This window comes from Streptomyces sp. NPDC050738, from assembly GCF_040654175.1.
In the GTDB taxonomy this organism is placed as follows: domain Bacteria; phylum Actinomycetota; class Actinomycetes; order Streptomycetales; family Streptomycetaceae; genus Streptomyces.
This window is the reverse complement of record NZ_JBFAHN010000001.1, coordinates 415,008-435,795: the sequence shown is the minus strand read 5'-3', so window position 1 is coordinate 435,795 and position 20,788 is coordinate 415,008. Positions and strand designations below refer to the sequence as shown.

Sequence of the window (20,788 nt, the reverse complement as noted above, 5' to 3'; positions counted from 1 at the left end):
CTGATTTCCTCTGCCGGCTCTAGAAGGGGATGCCGTTGCGCAGGACGGCGGGGGCGGTGAGCAGCACGGTGGAGGGCGAGGTGACGGTGACCGGGCCCGCCGACTTGATCCCGGCGGTGCCGACGGCGTTGATCTCGGCCGCGCCCGCGGCGTTGACGTTGACCGCGCCTCCGGCGGTGAGGTTGAGGGCACCGCCCGCTTCCACGCCGAACTTCGCGCCCGCCTTGATGTCGACGCCGAGGCCCGCGGTCAGCGTCAGCAGGCCCCCCGCCCTGAGCGAGAGGTCACCGCCGGACTTGATCTCGACCTTGCGGGCGCCGCTGATCGTCACCTCTCCGGTGGAGCTGATGGTGAGGGTGGTGCGGGCCTCGTTGAGCTGGACGGTGAGCTTGCCCTCGCCGGTCTGCAGCAGGATGCCGCTGTTGCGCCGGGTCGTCGCGCCGTCCTCGATGACCTCCACGGTGTGGCCGCTGCGGGCGGTCATCGCACGCCAGTTGATCTGCCCGTTCGTCGGGTCGACGTGTGGGATGCCGTTGGGTTCGCGCGGGGGTTTGTCGACGCCGTTGTAGAGCCCGGCGAGGACGTACGGGTGCTCGAGCGATCCCCGGTCGAAGGCGCACAGCACCTCGTCGTTGACCTCCGGCAGGAGCAGGCCGCCGCCCTTGGTGCCGCCGAACTGGGCGACCCTGCACCAGTCGCTCTCGTACGTCGCCGACAGCCAGGGGAAGCGGAGGCGGACCCGGCCCAGCTTCAGGGGGTCCTTGGTGTTGGTGACGAGGGCGACGGCGACGCCCGGCATGGGCGGCGCGGTGTCCTGGCCGCCGGAGGCGAGCCCGTACAGCGAACGGAACTGCCGCCCCGAGACGGTCAGCCAGGTCGTGAACTGCTCGCCGGAGGCGAAGACATGACGTACGCCGGTCGCCGTGTACTTGCCCTCGAAGGGGAAGCCCGCGCCCTTCACGGCGACGGGGCGGCCGGGCGCGAGGGAGGGGTTCCCGGTGACGGCCACCTCCAGCTCGGCGAACGAACCGCTGACGTCGTCGGCGAGGGCCTTCGCGGCGTGGCTGACCTCGGACTGGGTGGTGTACGGGATGTGGGTTGCGGTGAGCTCGGCCTTGCCGAAGGGGGCAGCGAGTTGGGCCGGGGTGATGTCCGCGGAGATGTCCGGGCTGGTCGTCGCCGAGGCGGGCGCGGAGAGCTGCTGGCGGGTGCGCATGTTCCAGCCGCGTACGTTCACCTTCCCGACCTGGCCGGCGGCGGTCACCGTGGCGCGGCTGTGCAGGGTGTTGTGGCCGAACTCCAGGACGTAGGGGCTCTGTTTGGCCGGGGTGGTGTCGGCGGGTGCGGAGGCCGCTTTGGGGAGGGCGGCGAAGTTGAGCTTGCCCTTGTTGTCGAAGGAGAGGCGTACGTCGTTCTGCGCGGCGAGGCGCGAGAGGAAGTCCCAGTCGGTGGTGTTGGGCTGGGTGGCCAGGTCGTACACGGTGGGCGTCGAGTCGACCTTGCCGAGGGAGAGCTTGTTGAGCCCGGCGAGTTTGCGCACGATGTCGGACGCGGTCATGTTCGGGTATCCGGCGACACGGCGGTTGCGGAGCAGGCGGTGGCCGGGATCGTAGCCGCGTACGACGAGATGGCGGCCGGTGGCCGGGTCCGCGTCCACTTCGAGTGCGGTCACCTCGCCGGTCAGCATCGGGTCGCCCTTGCGGCCGTCCGTGAAGGGGGACAGGACCGCTTTCGCACCTACCTTGATCTGCGGGAACTTCTCCGTGATCCGGCCGTCCTTGTCGCTGAACGTCAGCTGGAAGGCGGCGGGGACATTCACGCTCGCGTCGACCCACCCCTCGACGAGGAGTACGGCGAGCGCGTCGGTGAGGACGGCGCCGCCCAGCTCGACATGGAGGACGGTGGTGAAGGTCTTCTCGCTCATTCGGTGGCCTCTGTCGATGCGGGCAGCAGGAGTTCGGTGCCGGGGCGCAGCCGCATCGGGTCGTCGATGGCATTGGCTTCGGCGATGACCCGCCAGCGCGTGGCGTCGCCGTACTCGCGCCAGGCGAGCGAGGCGAGGGTGTCGCCCGCGACGGTGCGGGTGACGCGGCGGGCGGAGAGTGCGCCGGAGGTGGGGTTCTGGCCCTTGGTGCCGGTGGAGATCTCGGTGAGGGAGATCGAGCAATTGGCCCTGAGGGGCACGCCGTTGGGGCTGAAGAGGGTGTAGGTGGCGTTGACGCTCGTGACGTACGCGACGAGCTCGACGGTGGAGAAGGACCCCCACTCGAACTTCACCCAGGGCGGTGAGGGCGCCTTGGAGGAGACGCTCTGCTCGGTCACCTCGCAGCAGGAGAGGAGGAGTTCGACCTGCTTCTGGACGGTGGTGGAGCTGGGCGTCGCGGAGGCGTCGAGGAAGACGTCGAGTTGGAGGGCGGCCGGCTGGGCGCCGGTGAACTTCGGCGGGGCGCCCCGGGTGTACGCGACGGCGGGCGCGGTGTGCCAGCTCGCGGAGCGGCCGAGCTGCACCTGGGAGGGATTGAACTGGAACTTGACCACGCCGATCGTGCCGCCCATCGAGCCGCCGAGGTCGGTGGGCGGATGACGGATGGAGAGCGAGGCCCGGGAGAGGCCTGCGGCCTTCCCGCCGGTGGGCGCCGCCATCTCAGACACCCCCCGCGTCGGTGAAACCGTGGTGGGTGATCTCCAGGACCTCGGTGGCCACGGCGGGGTTGGACGGGTCGAGGGTCGGCCCCTGCCAGCGGACCGGCAGCACCTCGATGAGCCCCCACTGCGCCACGACCGAACCGTCGGCGCGCAGGGCGGCGATCTGGGCGGTGGGCCGGGTGATGCCGGTGGCCAGGGAGGAGATCCAGGCCGCGACCTTGGTGGTGTCGGGGGTGAGGGGGCGGGTGAGGCGGATGTTGGAGAAGGAGACCCGGGTGGGGAGCTGCCAGACGAACCCGTTGTTGCCACCCTCCTGGTGCTCGTGGATCTCGACCTCGGAGGCGAGACCGTCGCAGCCGTTGAACAGGCCGAGGTCCTGGCCGTCGATGGTCAGCTTGAAGAAGACGGTGGTTCCGGGGTCAAGGGTGGTGGGCATGGATTCCGGTTCTCTCGGGGTCGCGCGGGGTGGCTTGTGCGGAGGTTCGCTCAGCGGTCGCGGAGACGGCCGACGCGTTCGCGGTCGCTGCGGAGTTCTGCGCGCAGGAGGCGGGACAGGGGCGCCACCAAACGGCGGGCGAGGGCGTCGAGTTCGGCGGGGGCGTCGGGCTCCGTGGAGGCACGCGGCGTGTGGGCCGCTGCGGGCGGGGGCGCCTGCGCGGACCGCTGGACGGGCTGGGCGCGGGGTGCGGGGGCCGCGGGTGCGGGGGCGGGTGTGGGTGTCGTACGGCGCTGAACTGTGGGCATCAGGGGCTGTACGGGGCGGGGCAGGGCCGCGGCGGGGAGGGACAGGGGCGCGGCGGGGGCGGTCCGCAGGGGGACCACGGGCCGGGGCGCGGCGTTGGTGACGCGCTGGAGGGGGGCCGGGGTCGGGGCCTGAGTGGTGGGCGTACCGGAGGTCTGTTCCCGGGCGCGGAGGGGGCGGGCGGACGCGAGCGGGCTGCCAAGGGGGGCGCGCTGCAGGGGTGGTGCGGGGAGGAACACGGTCCGGGTGGGGGCGGGCGCCGGTACGGGAGCTGGTTCCGCGACAGGCGTGGGTATCTGGTCCTGGGCAGAGCGCTGTACGGCCGGTGCTGCTGCCGGTGACAGGGGTGACGGCTGAACGGGCGCTGGTGCAGCGGTGGTTGCGGTGATCGGCGCACCGATCGGGGAGCGGGGCCGGTCGCCTCGGGGCGCGGCCGGGCGTTGTACGGACGGGGTGGGCGCAGGGGGCGGGGTGAGGGGTGCGCCTATCGGGGGACGGTTGCGGGCGGGTGCGGACGCGGGTGCCGGCGCGGATCCGGCGGCGGGCGCGTCACGCCGCACGCGTCGTACGACCGGCCTGCGTTGTACCGCCGGGGATGGAGCGGGGACCCCCGAACCGGTCGGGGGAACCGGCTCGGGGGCGTTCTGGGGTGCCGGTTCCCGCGGTGCGGAGACCGGAGCCGGGGCGGCAGGCGGGCGCACCGGCCCGACGGGGTCCAGCCGCCGCGCGGGCTCCGCGAGCACTCGGGGCGCGGAGAGGAGCGCGGGGCGGCGCGGGGCGGCGGGGGAAGAGGCGCGCTGGATCGCCGGGGCCGGTGGCCGGGCACCGGCCGCGCGGGGCGGTTCGGATACGGGTGGCGTGGACTGCGACCCCGGAGCCGCGCCCCGGGGCGGCGGAAGGGCGCGCGCAGTCTCTGACCCGATGAGTGCAGTCGGGGTTGAGCGCGGGGCCGCTCCGGGCGCGGAGGTCGGCGCAACCGCCGCAGGCGATACGGGAGTTGCAGCCGGATCGGAGGCCGCTGGCGATCCCGGTGTCGGCCTGCCGGCAGGAGCGGCGGCTCGCTGCACCGGGGGTGCCGTGTGCGGTGCAGGGGTCGTCGGGGCCGAGCCCGGCATCACACGCGCGCCGGGCATCGTGGTCGCGGTCCGTGCGGGGTCCGGTGCGGTCGGTGTTGCCCCGGTGGGCGAAGGGCTTGCGGGGGAAGCCGGTTGTGCGGGTCCCGGACCTGCGCCCGGCATGGTGGCTCGCTGCACCGATGGCGTCGTACTCGCGCGGGGTGTGACAGCGGTGGTCCGTACGGGGTCCGGGGCGGGCGGTGTTGCTACGGCCTGCGCGCTGGTGCGCGGCACCGGGGATGTCGTGCCGGTGCGCGAAGGGCGTACGGGGGAAGCCGGTTGCGCGGGTGCCGAGGTTGCGCCCGGCGTCGCAATCGCGCGGGGCGTCACGGCGGTGGCCCGGACGGGGTCCGGTGCGGTCGGGGTTGCTCCGGTGGCCGAGCGGCTTGCGGGGGAGGCCGGTTGTGCGGGTCCCGGAGCTGCGCCCGGTGCCGGTTCGGTGGCGGGCGTGGCGGTCCGCCGCACCGGCGGTGTCGCCTTCCCGCCCGGCGTCGCGGTCGCTGTCCGTCCGGCATCCGGTGCGGTGGTCCGCTGTACCGGTGGTGCCGCGCTGGTGGCCGAGGGGCTTGCGGGGGAGGCCGGTTGTGCGGGCGCCGGGGCCGCGTCGCGTTCCGGTTCGGCGGCGGGCGTGGCGGTCCGGCGCACCGGCGGTGTCGCCTTCCCGCCCGGCCTCGCGGTCGCTGTCCGTCCGGCATCCGGTGCGGTGGTCCGCTGTACCGGTGGTGCCGCGCTGGTGGCCGAGGGGCTTGTGGGGGCCGCCGGTTGTGCGGGTGCGGTAGTCGGGGATCCCCCCTGCGCCGGAGCGCTGTCGGGCATGGCCGTCCGCCGCACCGGCGCCGTCGCACGCGCACCGGGCGTGCCGGTCGTAGGGCGTACGGGATCCGGGCCCGGCATGGTCGGGCCGTCGCCGGGCGCGGTGGCCCGCTGCACCAGCGGTGTCGCGTCGGAGGTGGTCCGCCCTACCGCCGGCCTCGCGGGCGCCGCCCGTACCGCGTCCGGTGCGGCAGCACGCTGCACCGCCAACCCCGGGTCGGGCGCCGCTTCCCCGGCCCCCGCCGCCCCCGCCACCGGCAGCCGAAGCGCCGGGAGGGCGAGTCCGGTCGGGCGGCCGGCCACCGGCACCAGGACGTCGCGGAGCAGGCCCCCGGGGGCCGAGTCGCTCACCGTATGGCCCAATCCCCGGGAGAACGCCAGGGGTTGGTGTGCCGCCAGCGAGCCCGCGAAGCCGGGGTCCGCCGTCACGCGGGGGGAGCCCAGCACCCGCTGGACCGCGGGCGCCGCCGCCCAGCCGCCGTCAGCGGCAGCCGGGGGCGCTTCCGCTTCCGCCTCCGGCTGCGGAGCAGCACCACGCCGGCCGCGTCCGCCGAATCCGAACAGGCCCATCCCCGCTCACCTCACCTTTCCCCTTCGGCCCGCTCCACCAGCGCGGCCGCCCGCCGTACGTACGCACGCCGGTCGGCGTGTTCGAGATCCAGTACGGAGTCCATGTCCCAGTGGAAGTGGTAGGCCAGGTACGCGGTCTCCTCCTCGATCCGGTCGGCCGCGTACGTCACGATTCCCCCAGGCGGCTCCCGGCCAGCTCGACCTCGAAGGACTCCTCGCAGTGCGGGCAGGCGACCGCGGCCCGCGTGTGCCCTTCCGCGTTGATCTGCCGGTAGAAGTCCTGCAGGAACGCCAGGTCGGAGGCGAACATGTTCTCCACCGTGCCGTCGTGCACGTCCGCCAGCGTGCCGAGCCGCGTGATCACGCGCCCCAGCAGCACCACCGACAGATAGGCGGGGTTGTCCCGCACGCGTACGTCCCGCAGCGGCACCAGCTCGTCGCGGGCCGTCGCGAGCCGCATCGCACCGCTGCGGTGCACCGTGCCGGACTCGTCGACGTACCCCCTCGGAAGCTCGAACTCGAACTCCGTGCGCAGAGGTTCACGCACCGCGGGCGCTGTCCCCGCCGGGCCTTCGCGCCGCATTACTCGATGACCAGCTCTTCGAAGGTGATGGTGATCTGCTCGGTCAGCGCGGCGGCGTCGCCGGCCTTGAGCGAGCTGATCTCGACCTTCGAGCACCAGGCGTTGCGCATGTGGTAGCGCTTCACCGGGTTCTGCTGCGAGTCCATCATCACGATGGTGGCGTTCTTGCGGGCGGAGCCGATGTCACCCTCCACCGACTTCTTGATCCAGTCGCTGAACTCGGTCTCCTGCGTGGCGCCGCGGGTCACCGTGCACTCGCCGGACTTCTGCGCGCCGGGCAGCTTGGCGATGACGTGCTTGCCGCTGGAGGTGACCTGCTTGCTCTCGATGACGTCCTGCTCGACGACGAGCGAGCTGACCTCCTGCAGGTACTCGACCATCACGCCGTCGATCTGGATGCCGAAGTTGTTCGTGGTGAGCGAGTCACCGGGCTTGAGGGCCATGTCGCCTTACTCCTTGGGTTCTTGTGCGTACGACGGGCGGGCTGGACGGGCGGGCTGACGGAACGCCGACTACTCCTCCAGCTCCCCGCCACCGCCCGAGAACTGCGCCAGCCGGAACACCACGAACTCGGCGGGCTTGACCGGCGCGATGCCGATCTCGCAGACCACCCGGCCCAGGTCCACCGACTCCACCGGATTGGTCTCGGCGTCGCACTTCACGTAGAAGGCGTCCTCGGGCCGCTGCCCGAAGAGCGCGCCCGAGCGCCACTCGGTGACCAGGAAGGCGGAGATGTTGCGGCGGATACGGGCCCACAGCGCCTGGTCGTTCGGCTCGAAGACCACCCACTGGGTGCCGAGGAGTATCGACTCCTCCAGGTAGTTGAAGTAGCGGCGTACGTTCAGGTAGCGCCACGCCGGGTCGGACGCGAGCGTCCGGGCGCCCCAGACGCGGATGCCGCGGCCGGGGAAGGCGCGGATGCAGTTGACGCCGACGGGGTTGAGGAGGTCCTGCTCGCCGCGCGTGATCTGCAGCTCCAGGTCCACCGCACCGCGCACGATCTCGTTGGCGGGGGCCTTGTGTACGCCGCGCTCGGCGTCGCTGCGGGCCCAGATGCCGGCCATGTGCCCGGACGGCGGGACGACCTGGGTCTGGCCGCTGGAGGGGTCGAAGACCTTCACCCAGGGGTAGTACAGGGCGGCGTAGTTGGAGTCGTAACCCGCCACCTCCATGCGCCACTTGCGGATGTCGCGGGCGTTGAGTCCGGGCGGCGGGTCGAGTACGGCCATGCGGTCGCCCATCAGCTCGCAGTGCGCGACGAGCGCGAGCTGGACGGCCTTGACCTGCTCCAGGTCGATGAGCCCCTGCTGGAAGGCGGACATCAGGTCGGGTACGGCGACCATGTTGATCTCGTCGTACGCCTCAAGGCCGCCGAAGCCGGTGCGGTCGGAGGAGTCGCCGATGAACTGGGTGGGCTCGATACGGGCGAGCTGCCCGCCCGCGGCCGGGGCGGCGGCCGGGGCCGTGACGGGCGGGGTCAGGGTGACGGACTGCGCGTCCGGCTTGGCCAACTGCCCACCCGCCACGGCCTCTTCGAGGAGGATCGTCTTGGAGCGCTGCTTGACCTGCGAGACGACGTAGTTGCGTGCGCTCTTCTTCGCGCTGACGTCGAAGTTCTCGACGATGTTCTCGCCGTCCTTGACGACGAGCTTGAACCGGTCGCCGCCGCCTTCCCCGTCCGTGTCCTGCACCTCGACGGTGAGCGCCCCGCCGTTGGCGGACCCGGCGACCAGCGCGGCCACCTTGAACGCCCCGAGGGAGACGGCCTCACCGGCGGTCAGCGCGGCCGGTGCGGGGGCCGAACCCGCCGCCGCGTCGGTGCCCGAGGCGCCCGCGGTGCCGCCGACCCGTACGACATAGGCGGCGGAACCGCCGTTGTTGAAGAAGCCGTACACCGAGTGCGCCAGGTAGTACCCGTCGCTGAAGTCCCCGAACTCGGCCACGTACTGGGACCAGTTGGTGACCAGCGTCGGCTCGTTGAGCGGCCCGGCGGGCGCGAGGCCGACGAAGGCGGCGACGGAGGTGCCGACGCCCTCGATGGGTCGGGAGCCGCTGGCTACTTCTTCGACGTAGACGCCGGGGGACAGATACGTGGGCATGGGGCTGAGCTCCAGTTCGCTTGGTTGGGGTGAGCCAGTGGCTCAGATCAGTGGCTCGATCGGCTTGGTGCGCCGCTGGTCCCTCGTGGCCTGGTCACCGGCCCAGACGGCACGGTTCGGGTCCAGGCCCACCCCCGGGCCGTGCGCGGTGCAGGCGGCGACGATCGGTGCGAGGAAGTCGCTGTTCAGCTCGGCGGTGGTGACGACGGGTGTTCCGCCCGGCACGCTGCTGCGCTTGCGCACGATGAAGTCGTAGACCTTCTCCAGCTCCTCCGACCGCGGCGTGATGCTGCCCTCTTGGTCGAAGTTGAGGTCGGCCCCACTGCTTCCGGGGTCGTCCATCCTGGTTTCGGGCCTCGGGCCCAGGACCAGGTTCGCCGGAACGTTCTTCAGCGCCTTCGACACGGCGTTGAGGCTGCCTGCGGTCGACGTGAATGCGGTCGCCGCGACCGGCCTCAAAGTGCTGACCACCGAGGCGAGTTGGGCGGCGTCGAGCCAGGAGGCGAATTCGGCGAGGTCCGACTTGGGCACGATGTGGTGCAGCGTGTTGATGAGCGGGTCGAGCGGCGCGAGTGCCTTCTGCGCGGCCAGCGCGTTCTTCGTGGGGGTGTTCTTCCAGTCCGGGGCCCGCTGGACGGCGCCCGCACCGCCTTCCGGCGCGGACTCCAGTCGCTGTACGGGGTCCGGGGCCTGCCCCGAGAGCGCCCGTACCGCGTTCGCCTCCGCGTCCCGCTCGAAGCGGTCCGAGGGGTCCGAGACCTTGAGCCCCGAGCCGTTGTCGGTCCCCGCCACCGGGCCCTGGCGCTGCTGGATGACGTGCGTCAGCTCGTGGGCGAGGGTGTGGCGGTCGGCGCCGCCCTCGCCGATCACCACATGGCTGCCCGAGGTGTACGCACGGGCACCCACCTCGGCCGCCGATGCCTTCGCGGCCGCATCCGTGTGCAGGCGTACGTCGGAGAAGTCGGCGCCCAGCCGGGACTCCATGTCGGTCCGTACGGACTCGTCCAGGGGCGTGCCCGCCGAGCGCAGCACATCGGGCACGGTGGACCGCTGGACCGAGGCCGCCAACGCGGCATTGCCGGCCGCCCTCTGGAGTACGGCCGCCGCCGCCGGATTCAGCCGGCCCGTGTCGGCCAGGCGGGCCGCCGCCTCGGCGGTGGACAGCGCGTCACGGCTGGTCAGGCTCGCGTCCGCCGGCCGGTCCGTGCGGGAATCCGGCTTCTTGTCCTGTGCTCGCACGTCGTGCCCCTCCCCCATAGGTCATGCCTTCGTACGCGTACCTGTCCCGACTCTCCGGCAGGGCGCGGGACGGGAACAGGGAGAAAGGGGCGCGGGTGAGGGCAACGGGGGCTGCCCCAACGGACACGGGCTCCGGCCGTGCTCAGCCGTGCTCAGCCGTGCTGCTCCCGCGCGTACGCGGTGTTCTGCTCGGTCAGCGTCGCCGCGAAGGACTGGGCGGATTCGGCCGGTCCGTACATGGCGAAGTAGCCGAGTGACTTTCCGTGCTGGACCACCGACTGGGAGTCGGCGGCCGTCTCGTAGGTCAGGGTGTCGCCGCCGTCGCGCATGATCACGGCGGCGAAGTGGTTGTTCCAGCCATCGTCGAGTGCGGTGTCGAACTTGATGTAGTGGTTCTGGCCGACCTGCGGTTCGGGCCGTACGCGGCTCAGTGCGGTCGGGTCGGCTCCGAGCAGCTGGGCGGCGGCCGCCTTGCAGTCGTTGGGCAGCGAGATCAACAGCTCGTCGGGGGAGCCCTCCTGGCGGCGCATCTCGGGGAGCCGCTCGCTGAACCACTGGTTGAAGCCATGCATGAACGCGAGGATGTTCGCGGGGGTGCGCTCCTTGGACATCGCCATGAAGTGCGGGTCGGCCATCGCGGCCGGCGCCCCCATCGCGTCGAGCGCCAGCCGGCTGACCTCGCCGTACAGGTCCACCGCCTCTGCCGCCCCTGCCTTGCGCACCTTCGCGGCGAGGGCGGCCACCCTCAGCGCCAGGGCGGGGAGGCGGGTGAGGTCCGCGTACTCCGTGCGCTTGTCGGCCCGCGTGCGCGGCGAATCGCCGTCCACGGGTTCGTACGCTGTCTCGACCTGCTCGTTGTGAGGGACGCGGCCGCGCGAGATGTACACCGGCAGGACGCGGAAGAGCGTGCCGCCCCCAGGGGCCTCGACGGACTCTCCGCGCTCCAGCGTGATCGGCGCATGCGCCTGGTGCAGGCTCAGCCGCGCGTCCTTGAAGAGGGCGTCCGAGGCATAGGCCTCGTACTTGCCCTTCAGGGCGATCGCACCCTGCGCGGACAGCTTGGTGAACCCCCCGGCTTCGGGGCCGGCGGAGTACCGCTGCACCGCCCTCGTCACGGCGGCATTTCCGGCCGTGCGCTGAAGTGCGGCCAGCGCGCTGTGCGGTGGGGCGGCGGGCGTCCCGGCGGCCCGGTTCGCGGACCGCTGCGGCGGCGCACTCTGCCGGTCGTGCGCGTGCACCGTGCCTCCAGGCGTCGTGGACGCCCACCGTCTCCGCCCGCATACGGAGGGCGCAAGTGCCCGTATGCCACCACCGGGGGCAGACGCGCTGACCGTTCGGGCAGCAAGGACCCGGCAAAGGATGTCCGGAAAGCGCCTTCGGGGCGCGGGGCAGGCATGCCACGGCTGTGACAATCGGAACCACAAGGGTGGTTGTGCACCTCTTCAGGGCAGAAGGCATGATCATTCGGGCAGGCGCGGGTATGGCGGGCCGGGAAGAAACAGAGGCGGGCGTGATGAGTTCCGGCGAGGCCGATACCGGCGAGCGGACCCGGGGGCTGCGCTTCCGGGTGCTCGGTCCCCTCGTGGGCGAACGGGACGGACAGGCACTTGCCCTCGGTCCTCCACAGCAACGCGCCCTGCTCGCCGTCCTTCTGCTGAGCGAAGGCCGCCCCGTCTCCCTCGCCAAGCTGCTCGACGCCCTGTGGGGCGAGCAGCTGCCGACGCGGGCCGTGGGGATTCTCCGTACGTATGTATCCCGACTCCGTGCCCTCCTCGAACCGGACCGCACCCCCCGCGCACCGGCCACCGTCCTGGTGTCGGAGGGCGGCGGCTATGCCCTGCGGCTGCCCGCCGCCGCACTGGACACCACCGTCCTCGACGCACGGCTGCGGACCGCCGCCGATCTTCGTGCGCGCGGTGAAATCGCCGCCGCACACAGGGAGTTGGAGCAGTCTCTGGCCATGTGGTCGGGCACGCCGCTGAGCGGACTGCCCGGGCCGTACGCCCAGCGGCAGCGCGAGCGGCTGACCGAGCTGTGGCGGAGCGCGCGCGAGGACCACTTCCAGTGCGCGCTGGAGCTGGACCGGCACGCCGAATCGGTGGCGGCCCTGCGCTCCTTCGCCGCCGAGCATCCGCTGCGGGAGCGCAGCCAGGCGCTGCTGATGCGGGCGCTGCACCGCGCGGGCCGCCAGACGGAGGCCTTCGGTGTGTACGCGGCTGCCTGCCGGTCCCTGGACGCGGAGCTCGGTGTCGGACCGGGCGCCGAACTGCGCGCCGCGCACACGCGGTTACTGCAACCGGACCCTCCGCGCGAACCGACCGCGCGCGTGCCCCGACAGCCCACGGCAGGTCCGGCGCCTGCTCAACTCCCCGCTGACATACCGGACTTCACGGGTCGCCATGAGCTGTCCGCGCGCCTCGCCGAGCTGCTGCACGATGCCGCCACCCGCCAGGTGATGGCCGTCTCGGTACTCACCGGACTGGGCGGTGTGGGCAAGACCGCACTCGCGCTGCATGCCTCGCACCGTGCACGCGCGGACTTCCCCGACGGACAGCTCTATGTGGATCTGCGCGGTGGCATCGCCGGGGCCCCCGACACCCCCGCCGTGCTCGCCCATCTCCTGTGGTCGCTCGGGGTCCCCGCACCAGACGTACCGGACGGGACAGAGCGCCGCGCCGCGCTCTACCGCTCCCTGCTCGCAGGCCGGCGCATGCTCGTCGTACTCGACGATGTCCGCGACGCCGCGCAGGTCAGGCCGCTGCTGCCCGGCGTCGGCGGCTGCGCCGTGATCGTCACCAGCCGTTCCCGCGCCATAGAGCTGCCCGGCGCCCGCGTCTTCCCCGTCGACACCATGAACGAGCAGGAGGCACTCGGCCTGCTCGCCGCGGTCGTCGGCCGCGAAAGGGTCGCCGCCGAACCGGTCCACGCCCGCGAACTGGTCGCCGCCTGCGGCAGACTGCCCTTGGCCGTACGCATGGCGGGCACGCGCCTGGCGGTCAGGCGCGGCTGGGCGCTCGCCGACATGACGGCCCGCCTGCGCGAGGAGCAGCGCCGCCCGGCCGAACCGAGGGCGGGCGGAGTCGGCGTGGAGGCGGCGTTCCGGCGCTGCTACGAGCGGCTCGCGCCTTGCCCGGCCCGGGCGTTGAGGCGCGTCGCCGCCGCCGGGGTCACGGTCATAGGGCGGTCGAGCGCGGCGGCCCTGATCGGCATCGGGGAGCAGGAGGCGCGCGAGGTCATGGACAGCCTGGTCGACGCCGGACTCCTGGAGGAACACGGCGTTGACAGCTACCGCTGCCACGATCTCGTACGCCTCTTCGCCCGCCAGCGTCCCGGCCGCCAGGCCGGTCCGGCCGGACGGGCGGCCGCACTCTCGGAGCTGTTCCGTACGGCCCCCGCAAGCGGGGTCAGAAGCGCACCGCGGACTGCCCATGCGCCGGTACCTTGGGGCAACTGTGCAGGTGGTGGGCGCGTCTAGCCTGCACACATGACCTTATGGACGTCTCTGGACCCGACCACCATGGACGTCGAACCCGGCGCATCGGCCACGGCTCGTCTGCGGGTGCGCAACACCGGTGACACGGTGGAGGAGTACCGGCTCTCCGTCGTCGGCGCACCCGCCGGCTGGACGCGCATCGAGCCCGAGACGCTGCGGCTCTACCCCGGCGCGGAGTCGGCCGCCGAGATCATCTTCGCCCCGCCGCGCTCGCCCGACACCCCTGCGGGCCCCGCTCCGTACGGAATCCGCGTCGAGCCGCGCGAGAGCCCCGAACTGCGTGACGTGGTCGAGGGGCAGCTCACCGTGGGCCGGTTCGCGGAGATACGTGCCGAGCTGCTTCCCCCGACCTTGGTGGGACGGCTGCGCGGGCATGCGCGGATCGCCGTGGACAACCTCGGCAACACTCCGCTGACCGCCTCGCTCTCGGCGCGCGACGCCTCGGCCCAACTCCTCTACGACGTCCAGCCGTTGGCGATCCAGGCGGCCCCCGGCCGGGCGGCCTTCGCGCGGCTGACCGTACGGCCGCAGCGCATACGGTGGACGGGGCAGCCCCAGCCGCACCAGCTGACGGTCGCCGTGCGCCGCTCCGGCGACACCGACGCGTACGACGTCAGCGGCACCTTCGAGCAGCGGCCGGTCTTCCCGCGCTGGGTCATCGCCGTGGGCGGACTGCTGGCCACGGCGGGCGTCGCGTTCGCCGTGCTGTGGCTCGGTTTCTCGCCGAAGTTCGGCAGTGCGGCGGGGGAGGCCAGGGCGGCGGTCTCCGGCAAGCCCGTGGCGCAGGGCGGTGAGAGCGGACTCCCCGCGGCACCCACGCCGACCCCCACGGGTGACGGCGATTCCAGTACGGACGCGGGGGCGGGCGGCTCCGACGGAGGCGCGGGGGCGGGCACGGGCTCGGGCTCGGGCTCCGGAGCTGACAAGTCCTCCGCCCCGGCCCCCGGTTCCGCGAAGAAGCCCGCGGGCCCGCCCTGGAAGCCCGGCTACCAGCCGGACATCGTGGTCGAATTCGCCCAGCGCAGACTCGCCGCCATGTCGTCCTCCAACCCCTGCCGCCTCACCGGCACCTGGACCCCCGGAGTCATCGACACCACCACCGAGAAATCTCTCGTCTGCTACCAGAAGGCGGTCGAGACGGACGGCCGGAACACCGGCCACAACACCGCCCAGATCACCGCCACCGACCCCATCGGCACCCTCGGCCGTGCCACGCTCACCTCGCTCTGGGCACAGAGCGTCGACTGGAGGAAGGTCCAGCCCGGAGCGGACAACTTCCAGGTCACGCAGGTGCTCGCCGCCTTCTGGTGGGCCTCCCAGGCGGGCATCAGCGACGACGATCTCGTACGCGACCGGGCCTACGCCCAGCAGGGCGTCGCGTACTGGAAGAGCGGCGGGACCACCATCGCCGCCAGCCGGTACGACACCTCCATGCAGGACAAGATCAAGCAGTACCAGGCGTCCGTCCACCTCAAGGCCACGGGCGTCGTGGATGCGGCGACGGTGCGGGCGATGGTCGGCGGCAGCGTGAACAAGCCCGGTGTGGCAGGCCGTTAGCGCACCTGACCTGCCCCCGCGGCTGCCCCGAAGGCCCTCCCGGGGGCGGCCGCGCACCGGTTGACTTCCCGCGTGAGTATGTGGAGTTCATTGGAGCCCGACGCGACCTCCGTGGAGCCGGGAGCAAGCGCGAGTGTGCGGCTGCGGCTGCGCAACACCGGGGACACCGTCGAGGAGTACCGGCTGACCGTGGCCGGTGGGGCAAGCGGTTGGGCTCGAGTGGAACCGGAGATGCTGCGGCTGTATCCGGGCGGCGAGGGCACGGCCGAGATCACCTTCACGCCGCCGAGGACTCCGGACGTCGAGGCAGGGCCCGTGCCGTTCGGGCTGCGGATCGTGCCGCACGAGCACCCGCAGACGGCTGAGGTCGTCGAAGGCCGGGTGACGGTGGGCCCCTTCACGCAGGTCCACGCCGAGCTCGTGCCCCGTACCGTACGAGGCCGCTTCCGCGGCCGGGGCCACGTCGTGGTCGACAACCTCGGCAACCGGCCGCTCACCGCGGCCTTCTCCGGGCGCAAGAACGGCGACGCCTTCACGGCGGAGACCACACCGGCGGCGGTGCAGCCCGCCCCCGGCCGGGCCGGCTTCGCCGATCTGGAGCTGCGGCCCGCCCGGGTCAACTGGTTCGGGACCGTGAAGGAGCACTCCTTCACCGTCACGGTGGGCGCTCCGGGTTCGGAGCAGCCGGGCGAGCTGACCGGCACCTGGATCCAGCCTCCGGTCGTCCCGCGCTGGCTGCTGTCGATCCTCGCGGCGCTGGTCGCGGTGGCCGTCGTACTGGTGGCGCTGTGGTTCCGGCACGATCCGGGGGTGAAGTCCCAGGCGACCGCGAAGGCCGCGGCGCTTCCCAGCGCGCTGCCCTCGCCCTCCCTGTCGGCCGCACCGAGTCCCACCCAGCAGACGCCGTCTCCGTCGGCCTCGGCCGGAGGCGGGGGTGAGCCGTCGAAGAAGGCCGCGGGCAAGCCGAAGCCGAAGAGCAACGCCGACGAGCCGCGCACCCTGCGCAGCCACGCCAACAACCTGCCGTTCCTCGATGTCTTCCAGGGCAGGACCGACGACGGCACCAAGGTGACCACGGCCGGCTGGTCGGGCGAGAACACCGGCAAGAACCAGTGGTGGACCGTCCACCGGTTCGACGACGGCACGGTCGCCCTGTCGCCGGGCAACGCCCTGAACAGCGTTCTCAACTCCAAGAAGGAGGACGACACCGTCCAGATCTGGTCGGTCGACCCCGTGCAGCTCCGTACGGGCGGTCTCCCGGCCAATGAGCGGTGGCGGCTGAAGAAGATGTCCGACGGGTACGTGGAGATCATCAGCGCCGAGGACGGCAAGTGCCTCACCGACATGACGACGGGTGACGCGCCGGCGAAGGTCCTGGACTGCCCGGGCTCGGAATCCGACGGCAACTACGTCTTCCAGGCCTGGAAGTTCGGCAGCACCCCGTAGAGGTCCAGATCCCTCAGGGCGCCCACGGCGCGGCGTCCCCCACCACGAGCCGCCCCATCTTCACGTACTCGCGCCGGGCACCGGCCCGTACGTCCGCGTCTGTGAGGGGGCCGCCGCGGCCGGCCGCCAGATATCCGGCGGTGACGGCCGCCGAGCGGATCGCACCACCAGACAGCTCGAACTCTTTCGCGCACACGGCCAGTTCGTCGTCGAGGCCGTCCGTCTGCGGCACCCCGGCCAGGCAGGAGCGCCACAGCGCGAGCCTCAGCTCCACGTCGGGGAAGGGAAAGTCGACGACGAGGTCGAGCCTGCGGGTGAACGCCTCGTCCAGATTGGCCCGCAGGTTGGTGGTCAGTACGGCGACGCCCTCGAACGCCTCCAGGCGCTGCAGCAGATACGCGCTCTCCAGGTTGGCGTACCGGTCGTGCGAACTCCTGACCTCCGAGCGCTTGCCGAAGACCGCGTCCGCCTCGTCGAAGAGCAGCACCGCGTCCGTGCGGTCGGCCTCGGCGAAGATCCGCTCCAGGTTCTTCTCGGTCTCCCCGATGTACTTGTCGACGACCGCCGACAGGTCGACCACATACAGATCCAGGCCGAGTTCACCGGCGACGACCTCGGCGGACAGCGTCTTCCCGGTCCCCGACTCCCCGGCGAACAGCGCGACCACACCCTGCCCGCGCCCGCCGCCGGTGCGCAGTTTCCACTGGCCGAGGACGGTGGACCGATTGCGCACCCGGCCCGCCAACTCCTTGAGCAGGCCCAGGGGTTCAGGGGGCAGCACCAGATCGCCGAAACCGACGGCCGGCCGCACCCGCCGTGCGTGCCGGTCGAGTGCGGGTGCGGACAACAGCCGCGCACTGTTCTGCAGATGTACGGAACCCAGCGGCTCCCCCTCGAACGCGGCCAGCGCGACGGCGGCACGCGCCGCCCGCCGCACCTGCCCGGCACCGAGCCGGTAGGGGGCGACGGCCTGCGCGAGCTCCGCGTCCCCCATCGTCCCCAACTGATCTGAAGCAACGTCCAGTTCGGCCCGCCACAGGCTCACCGGGTCCTGCCGGACCTCCTGCAACGCCTCCACGGCGAGCACCCCGGCATCCGGGGCCCAGGCCGGGTCGTAGGCGCCGGTTCCGGCGAACACCACCGTCAGATCGTCCACCGCCAGCGCCCGCACCAGGTCCTCGGGCCGCTCCGGCAGCGGCTCCACCACGATGGCCGTCCCGGCCCCGCGCAGCCGCGCTTCCCGTACCAACGCCCGTGCGACACCGGGGTCCTCCTGACCCGCGCCGGCCGGCCGGTGGCGCAGCACGGCACGTCCCGCTCCGCGCAGTGCCCGGGCCACGGCGTCGGCACCGCCGTCGCCCTGCCCGTCCCGCAGATGTACGCGCACAGCCTCCGGCCCCGCGATCCGCGCGGCGACCGTGCGGGGAGGACCGGCCGTGGCGTCGTCGCCCGCACTCTCCAGGACCACCCCCGCCGCGCGCAGCCCGGCATCCAGGGTGTCGTCCCCCAGCAGATGGGCCACCACACGCTCGGGAACCCTCAACTGCCGTCCGGGCAGCGGCCGTTCTTCTTCCTCGACCACGAGCAGCCCGCCCGCCAGGAGCGGGGCGCCGGGGTGGAAGCGCCCGCGCGCCACGGGTTCGTACGCGGCGGAGCCTGCCAGCGTGAGCGCCAGGTCGACGGTGGCCCGCCGCCGCCCGACATCGTCGTTGAGGTATCCGTACAGCGGCTCGAAGGAGCGGTGGACATCGGGCGCCAGCGCGGCGAGCAGGATCGCCACATCGAGCGCGCCGAGCCCGAACCGCTCGGCCAGCCCCACCACCCGGTCGTCGCTCCCACCCGTACACCTGGCCCATGCCCCGGCCGGGGCATGGGCGCGCTCCCCCGGCTCCGCGGCCAGCCGCCGGGCGGTCTCCTCGCTCACGTACAGACCCCGCAGCGGATCGCCCGCCGTCGGATCGTCCGCGCTCCGGGCCTCCACCAGCGCGGCCGCCTCCTGGCGCAGTCCCGCCAGCCGTTCGAGCAACGCCCGCACTACTTCCCGCCGTTCCTGGTCCGCCGCAGCATCCGCGGCTGGGAGTCGGCAGGTGTCCCGTCGCGCCCGCGCACCGAGACCGCCGCACCCTCCGTCACCGGCGGGGCCACGTCGTACACGGGTGTCACCGGGAACGGCGTCGTGATCACCACGTCCAGCGAGGGCTTGAGGTCGCCGCCCAGCGCGGACCAGATGTCGGCGAGCGAGCGCGACTCCGCGGGCGGCACGGCGACGGTCATCGGGACCAGCACCTCCAGGTCCTTCAGGACCGGGGGCAGCGTCTCGACCGGAAGGAACTCGTGCGGCAGCAGACACGCCAACGCCCCCGACAGCAGCCGGTGTTCGTCCTCGGTCCGTGCGGTCCACGCCGTGAGGAGGTACGAGAGCCGGAACCACCGGGGCGGCTGTCGCCTGCGGACGACCACACCCCGGGCATCGCGCTCGGCGTACGCACCGCGCTCGCGGCGGTCCACGTCCTCGCGGATGTCGTAGAGATAGGCGTTGAGGGTGGGGGTGTTGCGGCGGGCCGCCCAGTCGCGGGTCGGCGTCTCGAAGACCACCTCGCCCGTCCCTTCGGGCAGCGCTCCGCCGCGCAGGACGCGGCGCAGGGCCTCGTCGATCTCGTGGATCATCTAGATGTATCCCTCGCGCAGCGCATACGCCACGGCATGCGCGCGATTGGTCAGCTGCAGCCGCGTCATCAGCGCGTGCAGGATGTTCTTCACGGTCCGCTCGGAGTAGGCGAGCTTCTCGGATATCTGCCGGGTGTCGAGCCCTTCCGCGATCAGCCGCACGACGTCCACTTCGCGGGCCGCCATGCCGAACAGCGGCAGCGCCCGCCCGGGTCCGCCGGCCTCGCCCGCCGTGGCGGACCGCCGCAGCTGACCGACCTGGACCAGCAGCCTGCTGATCAGGTCGGGCGGCAGCTCGCCCTCGCCGCGCGCCGCGCTGTGCACCGCCTTGAGCAGGCGCTGCCCGGTGGCCTGGTGACGCCAGAGGATGGCCCGTACGCCGTACTCGACCACCTTCAGCAGCTCCGGCTCGCGCAACTCCCTGACCACAAGGACCACTCGCTGGTCTCCGCCGCGCGCGATCCGTCTCAGCTCGGTGGCCGAGGCCTCGTCCACCTGGTCGACGAGCGCCACGGCGACCGTCTCCGCCGTCTCAGGAACGGGGGCGTCGGGCGATTCGATGAGCCGTATCGTCGGCTCGTGCCGGAGGTGGCTGATCGCTCCGGAACGGCTCAGCGGATCGGTTCCGTGGACGGTGACCGTGACGCGTTGCGCGAGCATGTGTGCGGGCTTTCCCTTCTGTACGTGACGAAGGATTCAGCCTGCATGCGTTCGATCAACATCCGATTGATGTGCGATCAACGGAACATGTCGGCGTTCTCATCTTTCTCACAATCCACAGCCCTTTCTCATGTCCCTGACAGCTCGGCTCCCTACCGTCCTGGCCCATGACTGAAGCTCAAGGACCTCTGCACAAAAGGGATATGACGCGACGTCGGGCGATCGTCGCAGGCGGGGCGGCCGTGGCCGCGGTGGGAATCGGCGGTGCGATCGTCACCACCGCATCCGCGTCCGAGGAGCCCGCGGCGAAGGGAAAGGACAAAGGAAAGAACCCTCCCGGTGAGGCCTGTTACAAACTCACCGCGGAGACCACGGAAGGCCCGTACTACATCGACGCCGACAAGATCCGCAGGAACATCACCGAGGACAAGGAGGGAATCCCCTTCGCCCTCCGCATCAAGGTCATCGACGCGGAGAGCTGCAAGCCGCTGCGGCACGCGGCCGTCGACATCTGGCACTGCGACGCAATCGGCATCTACTCCGGTTACGAGGAGGCCTCCCAGGGAGGTGGCGGTGGCGGCGGCACGCCCCCGAGCGGATCCCCCACCGACGCGCCCAGCGGCACCCCCACCGACACCCCGACGGGCACCCCGCCCACCGGCGGCCCCGGTGGCGGTGGCGGCGGCAAGACGGACCCCACCGACGAGAACCGCTACCTCCGTGGCACCTGGCTCACCGACCGCGACGGCTTCGTCGACTTCAGGACCGTCTTCCCGGGCTGGTACCGGGGACGGGCCGTGCACATCCACACCAAGGTGCACGTCGGCGGCACGATGACCGACGCCGGCTACGAGGGCGGGCACACCTGCCACACCGGCCAGTTCTTCTTCGACGAGGCCTCGGTCCTCGCCTCCGCAGAGGTCGAGCCGTACGCGACGAACACCGCCGAGCGCACCACCCTCACCGAGGACACGATCTACGACCAGAGCGGCGTGACGGGCGGCCTGCTCAGGCTCCGCTACGACAAGGCAAAGATCGTCCGGGGCGTGCAGGCCTCGATCACGGTGGGCGTGGACCCGGACGACACCCAGGACGGCGAGGACTGGACGACGTCCACCGCTTCACCTTCCGCCTCCTGACGGAGCTCCCCCCATGGGA

The 20,788-nt window shown here is 72.3% G+C and carries 17 protein-coding genes; 4 read left to right on the top strand and 13 right to left on the bottom strand.

What is annotated here, in order from left to right:
- Window positions 1-19: 19 nt before the first annotated feature.
- The 10 genes from AB0H78_RS02075 to AB0H78_RS02030 form a co-directional block, all read right to left on the bottom strand.
- On the bottom strand, window positions 20-1,924 hold the full coding sequence (locus AB0H78_RS02075; protein WP_363232264.1) for a VgrG-related protein: 1,905 nt from the start codon (window positions 1,922-1,924) through the stop codon (window positions 20-22).
- Window positions 1,921-2,643, bottom strand: a complete 723-nt coding sequence (locus tag AB0H78_RS02070) for a LysM peptidoglycan-binding domain-containing protein (RefSeq protein ID WP_363232263.1) — start codon at window positions 2,641-2,643, stop codon at window positions 1,921-1,923. The genes AB0H78_RS02075 and AB0H78_RS02070 overlap by 4 nt, the downstream gene beginning before the upstream one ends.
- Before the next feature lies 1 nt (window position 2,644).
- Complete coding sequence (locus tag AB0H78_RS02065; protein WP_363232262.1) at window positions 2,645-3,082, bottom strand: phage tail protein; 438 nt, start codon at window positions 3,080-3,082, stop codon at window positions 2,645-2,647.
- Between the two features lie 50 nt (window positions 3,083-3,132).
- Window positions 3,133-3,627 (bottom strand): extensin, encoded by a 495-nt coding sequence (locus AB0H78_RS02060; protein ID WP_363232261.1) that lies wholly within the window; start codon window positions 3,625-3,627, stop codon window positions 3,133-3,135.
- Between the two features lie 2,270 nt (window positions 3,628-5,897).
- Window positions 5,898-6,056: a DUF6760 family protein gene (locus AB0H78_RS02055; protein WP_363232259.1), complete on the bottom strand. Its 159-nt coding sequence runs from the start codon at window positions 6,054-6,056 to the stop codon at window positions 5,898-5,900.
- Window positions 6,053-6,469, bottom strand: coding sequence for a hypothetical protein (locus AB0H78_RS02050; RefSeq protein ID WP_363232258.1), 417 nt, complete (start codon window positions 6,467-6,469; stop codon window positions 6,053-6,055). The genes AB0H78_RS02055 and AB0H78_RS02050 overlap by 4 nt, the downstream gene beginning before the upstream one ends.
- The gene (locus tag AB0H78_RS02045; protein ID WP_206968826.1) at window positions 6,469-6,912 is read right to left on the bottom strand and encodes a phage tail protein; all 444 of its coding nucleotides are present in this window, start codon (window positions 6,910-6,912) and stop codon (window positions 6,469-6,471) included. Before AB0H78_RS02045 ends, AB0H78_RS02050 begins: the two co-directional genes overlap by 1 nt.
- A gap of 69 nt (window positions 6,913-6,981) precedes the next feature.
- A complete protein-coding gene (locus tag AB0H78_RS02040) occupies window positions 6,982-8,568 on the bottom strand; it encodes a phage tail sheath subtilisin-like domain-containing protein (protein WP_363232257.1) in 1,587 nt (528 codons plus the stop codon).
- Between the two features lie 42 nt (window positions 8,569-8,610).
- Window positions 8,611-9,807 (bottom strand): DUF4157 domain-containing protein, encoded by a 1,197-nt coding sequence (locus AB0H78_RS02035; protein WP_363232255.1) that lies wholly within the window; start codon window positions 9,805-9,807, stop codon window positions 8,611-8,613.
- A 152-nt stretch (window positions 9,808-9,959) separates the two neighbouring features.
- Entirely contained in the window at window positions 9,960-11,045 is a 1,086-nt protein-coding gene (locus AB0H78_RS02030; protein WP_363232254.1) for a hypothetical protein, read from the bottom strand.
- Window positions 11,046-11,263: 218 nt separating this feature from the next.
- Here AB0H78_RS02030 and AB0H78_RS02025 point away from each other — a divergent pair, with 218 nt between their 5' ends.
- The 3 genes from AB0H78_RS02025 to AB0H78_RS02015 all read left to right on the top strand — a co-directional run bounded on the left by AB0H78_RS02025 (window position 11,264) and on the right by AB0H78_RS02015 (window position 16,303).
- Window positions 11,264-13,282 carry a BTAD domain-containing putative transcriptional regulator gene (locus AB0H78_RS02025; RefSeq protein WP_363232253.1) on the top strand — a complete coding sequence of 673 codons (2,019 nt, stop codon included), beginning with the start codon at window positions 11,264-11,266 and terminating at the stop codon, window positions 13,280-13,282.
- Between the two features lie 9 nt (window positions 13,283-13,291).
- Window positions 13,292-14,857 (top strand): peptidoglycan-binding domain-containing protein, encoded by a 1,566-nt coding sequence (locus tag AB0H78_RS02020; protein WP_363232252.1) that lies wholly within the window; start codon window positions 13,292-13,294, stop codon window positions 14,855-14,857.
- Window positions 14,858-14,929: 72 nt separating this feature from the next.
- A complete protein-coding gene (locus AB0H78_RS02015) occupies window positions 14,930-16,303 on the top strand; it encodes a hydrogenase expression protein (protein WP_363232251.1) in 1,374 nt (457 codons plus the stop codon).
- A 13-nt stretch (window positions 16,304-16,316) separates the two neighbouring features.
- On the opposite strand, the gene AB0H78_RS02010 is transcribed toward AB0H78_RS02015, so the two are convergent.
- The 3 genes from AB0H78_RS02010 to AB0H78_RS02000 are packed head-to-tail and all read right to left on the bottom strand — an operon-like array spanning window position 16,317 to window position 19,630.
- Window positions 16,317-18,338 (bottom strand): ATP-binding protein, encoded by a 2,022-nt coding sequence (locus AB0H78_RS02010; RefSeq protein ID WP_363232250.1) that lies wholly within the window; start codon window positions 18,336-18,338, stop codon window positions 16,317-16,319.
- On the bottom strand, window positions 18,338-18,970 hold the full coding sequence (locus tag AB0H78_RS02005; protein WP_363232249.1) for a DUF4255 domain-containing protein: 633 nt from the start codon (window positions 18,968-18,970) through the stop codon (window positions 18,338-18,340). Before AB0H78_RS02005 ends, AB0H78_RS02010 begins: the two co-directional genes overlap by 1 nt.
- Window positions 18,971-19,630: a response regulator transcription factor gene (locus AB0H78_RS02000; RefSeq protein WP_363232248.1), complete on the bottom strand. Its 660-nt coding sequence runs from the start codon at window positions 19,628-19,630 to the stop codon at window positions 18,971-18,973.
- 167 nt (window positions 19,631-19,797) lie between these two features.
- On the opposite strand from AB0H78_RS02000, the gene AB0H78_RS01995 reads away from it, so the two are divergent.
- Window positions 19,798-20,769 (top strand): intradiol ring-cleavage dioxygenase, encoded by a 972-nt coding sequence (locus AB0H78_RS01995; RefSeq protein WP_363232247.1) that lies wholly within the window; start codon window positions 19,798-19,800, stop codon window positions 20,767-20,769.
- Window positions 20,770-20,788: the final 19 nt, after the last annotated feature.

Excerpts from the sequence above, each read along its gene's own strand:
- AB0H78_RS02020 (WP_363232252.1), top strand. The coding sequence starts at position 13,292 with ATGACCTTATGGACGTCTCTGGACCCGACCACCATGGACGTCGAACCC.
- AB0H78_RS02025 (WP_363232253.1), top strand. The coding sequence starts at position 11,264 with ATGATCATTCGGGCAGGCGCGGGTATGGCGGGCCGGGAAGAAACAGAG.
- AB0H78_RS02005 (WP_363232249.1), bottom strand. The coding sequence starts at position 18,970 with ATGATCCACGAGATCGACGAGGCCCTGCGCCGCGTCCTGCGCGGCGGA.
- AB0H78_RS02040 (WP_363232257.1), bottom strand. The coding sequence starts at position 8,568 with ATGCCCACGTATCTGTCCCCCGGCGTCTACGTCGAAGAAGTAGCCAGC.
- AB0H78_RS02070 (WP_363232263.1), bottom strand. The coding sequence starts at position 2,643 with ATGGCGGCGCCCACCGGCGGGAAGGCCGCAGGCCTCTCCCGGGCCTCG.
- AB0H78_RS02050 (WP_363232258.1), bottom strand. The coding sequence starts at position 6,469 with ATGCGGCGCGAAGGCCCGGCGGGGACAGCGCCCGCGGTGCGTGAACCT.
- AB0H78_RS02045 (WP_206968826.1), bottom strand. The coding sequence starts at position 6,912 with ATGGCCCTCAAGCCCGGTGACTCGCTCACCACGAACAACTTCGGCATC.
- AB0H78_RS02075 (WP_363232264.1), bottom strand. The coding sequence starts at position 1,924 with ATGAGCGAGAAGACCTTCACCACCGTCCTCCATGTCGAGCTGGGCGGC.
- AB0H78_RS01995 (WP_363232247.1), top strand. The coding sequence starts at position 19,798 with ATGACTGAAGCTCAAGGACCTCTGCACAAAAGGGATATGACGCGACGT.
- AB0H78_RS02065 (WP_363232262.1), bottom strand. The coding sequence starts at position 3,082 with ATGCCCACCACCCTTGACCCCGGAACCACCGTCTTCTTCAAGCTGACC.
- AB0H78_RS02000 (WP_363232248.1), bottom strand. The coding sequence starts at position 19,630 with ATGCTCGCGCAACGCGTCACGGTCACCGTCCACGGAACCGATCCGCTG.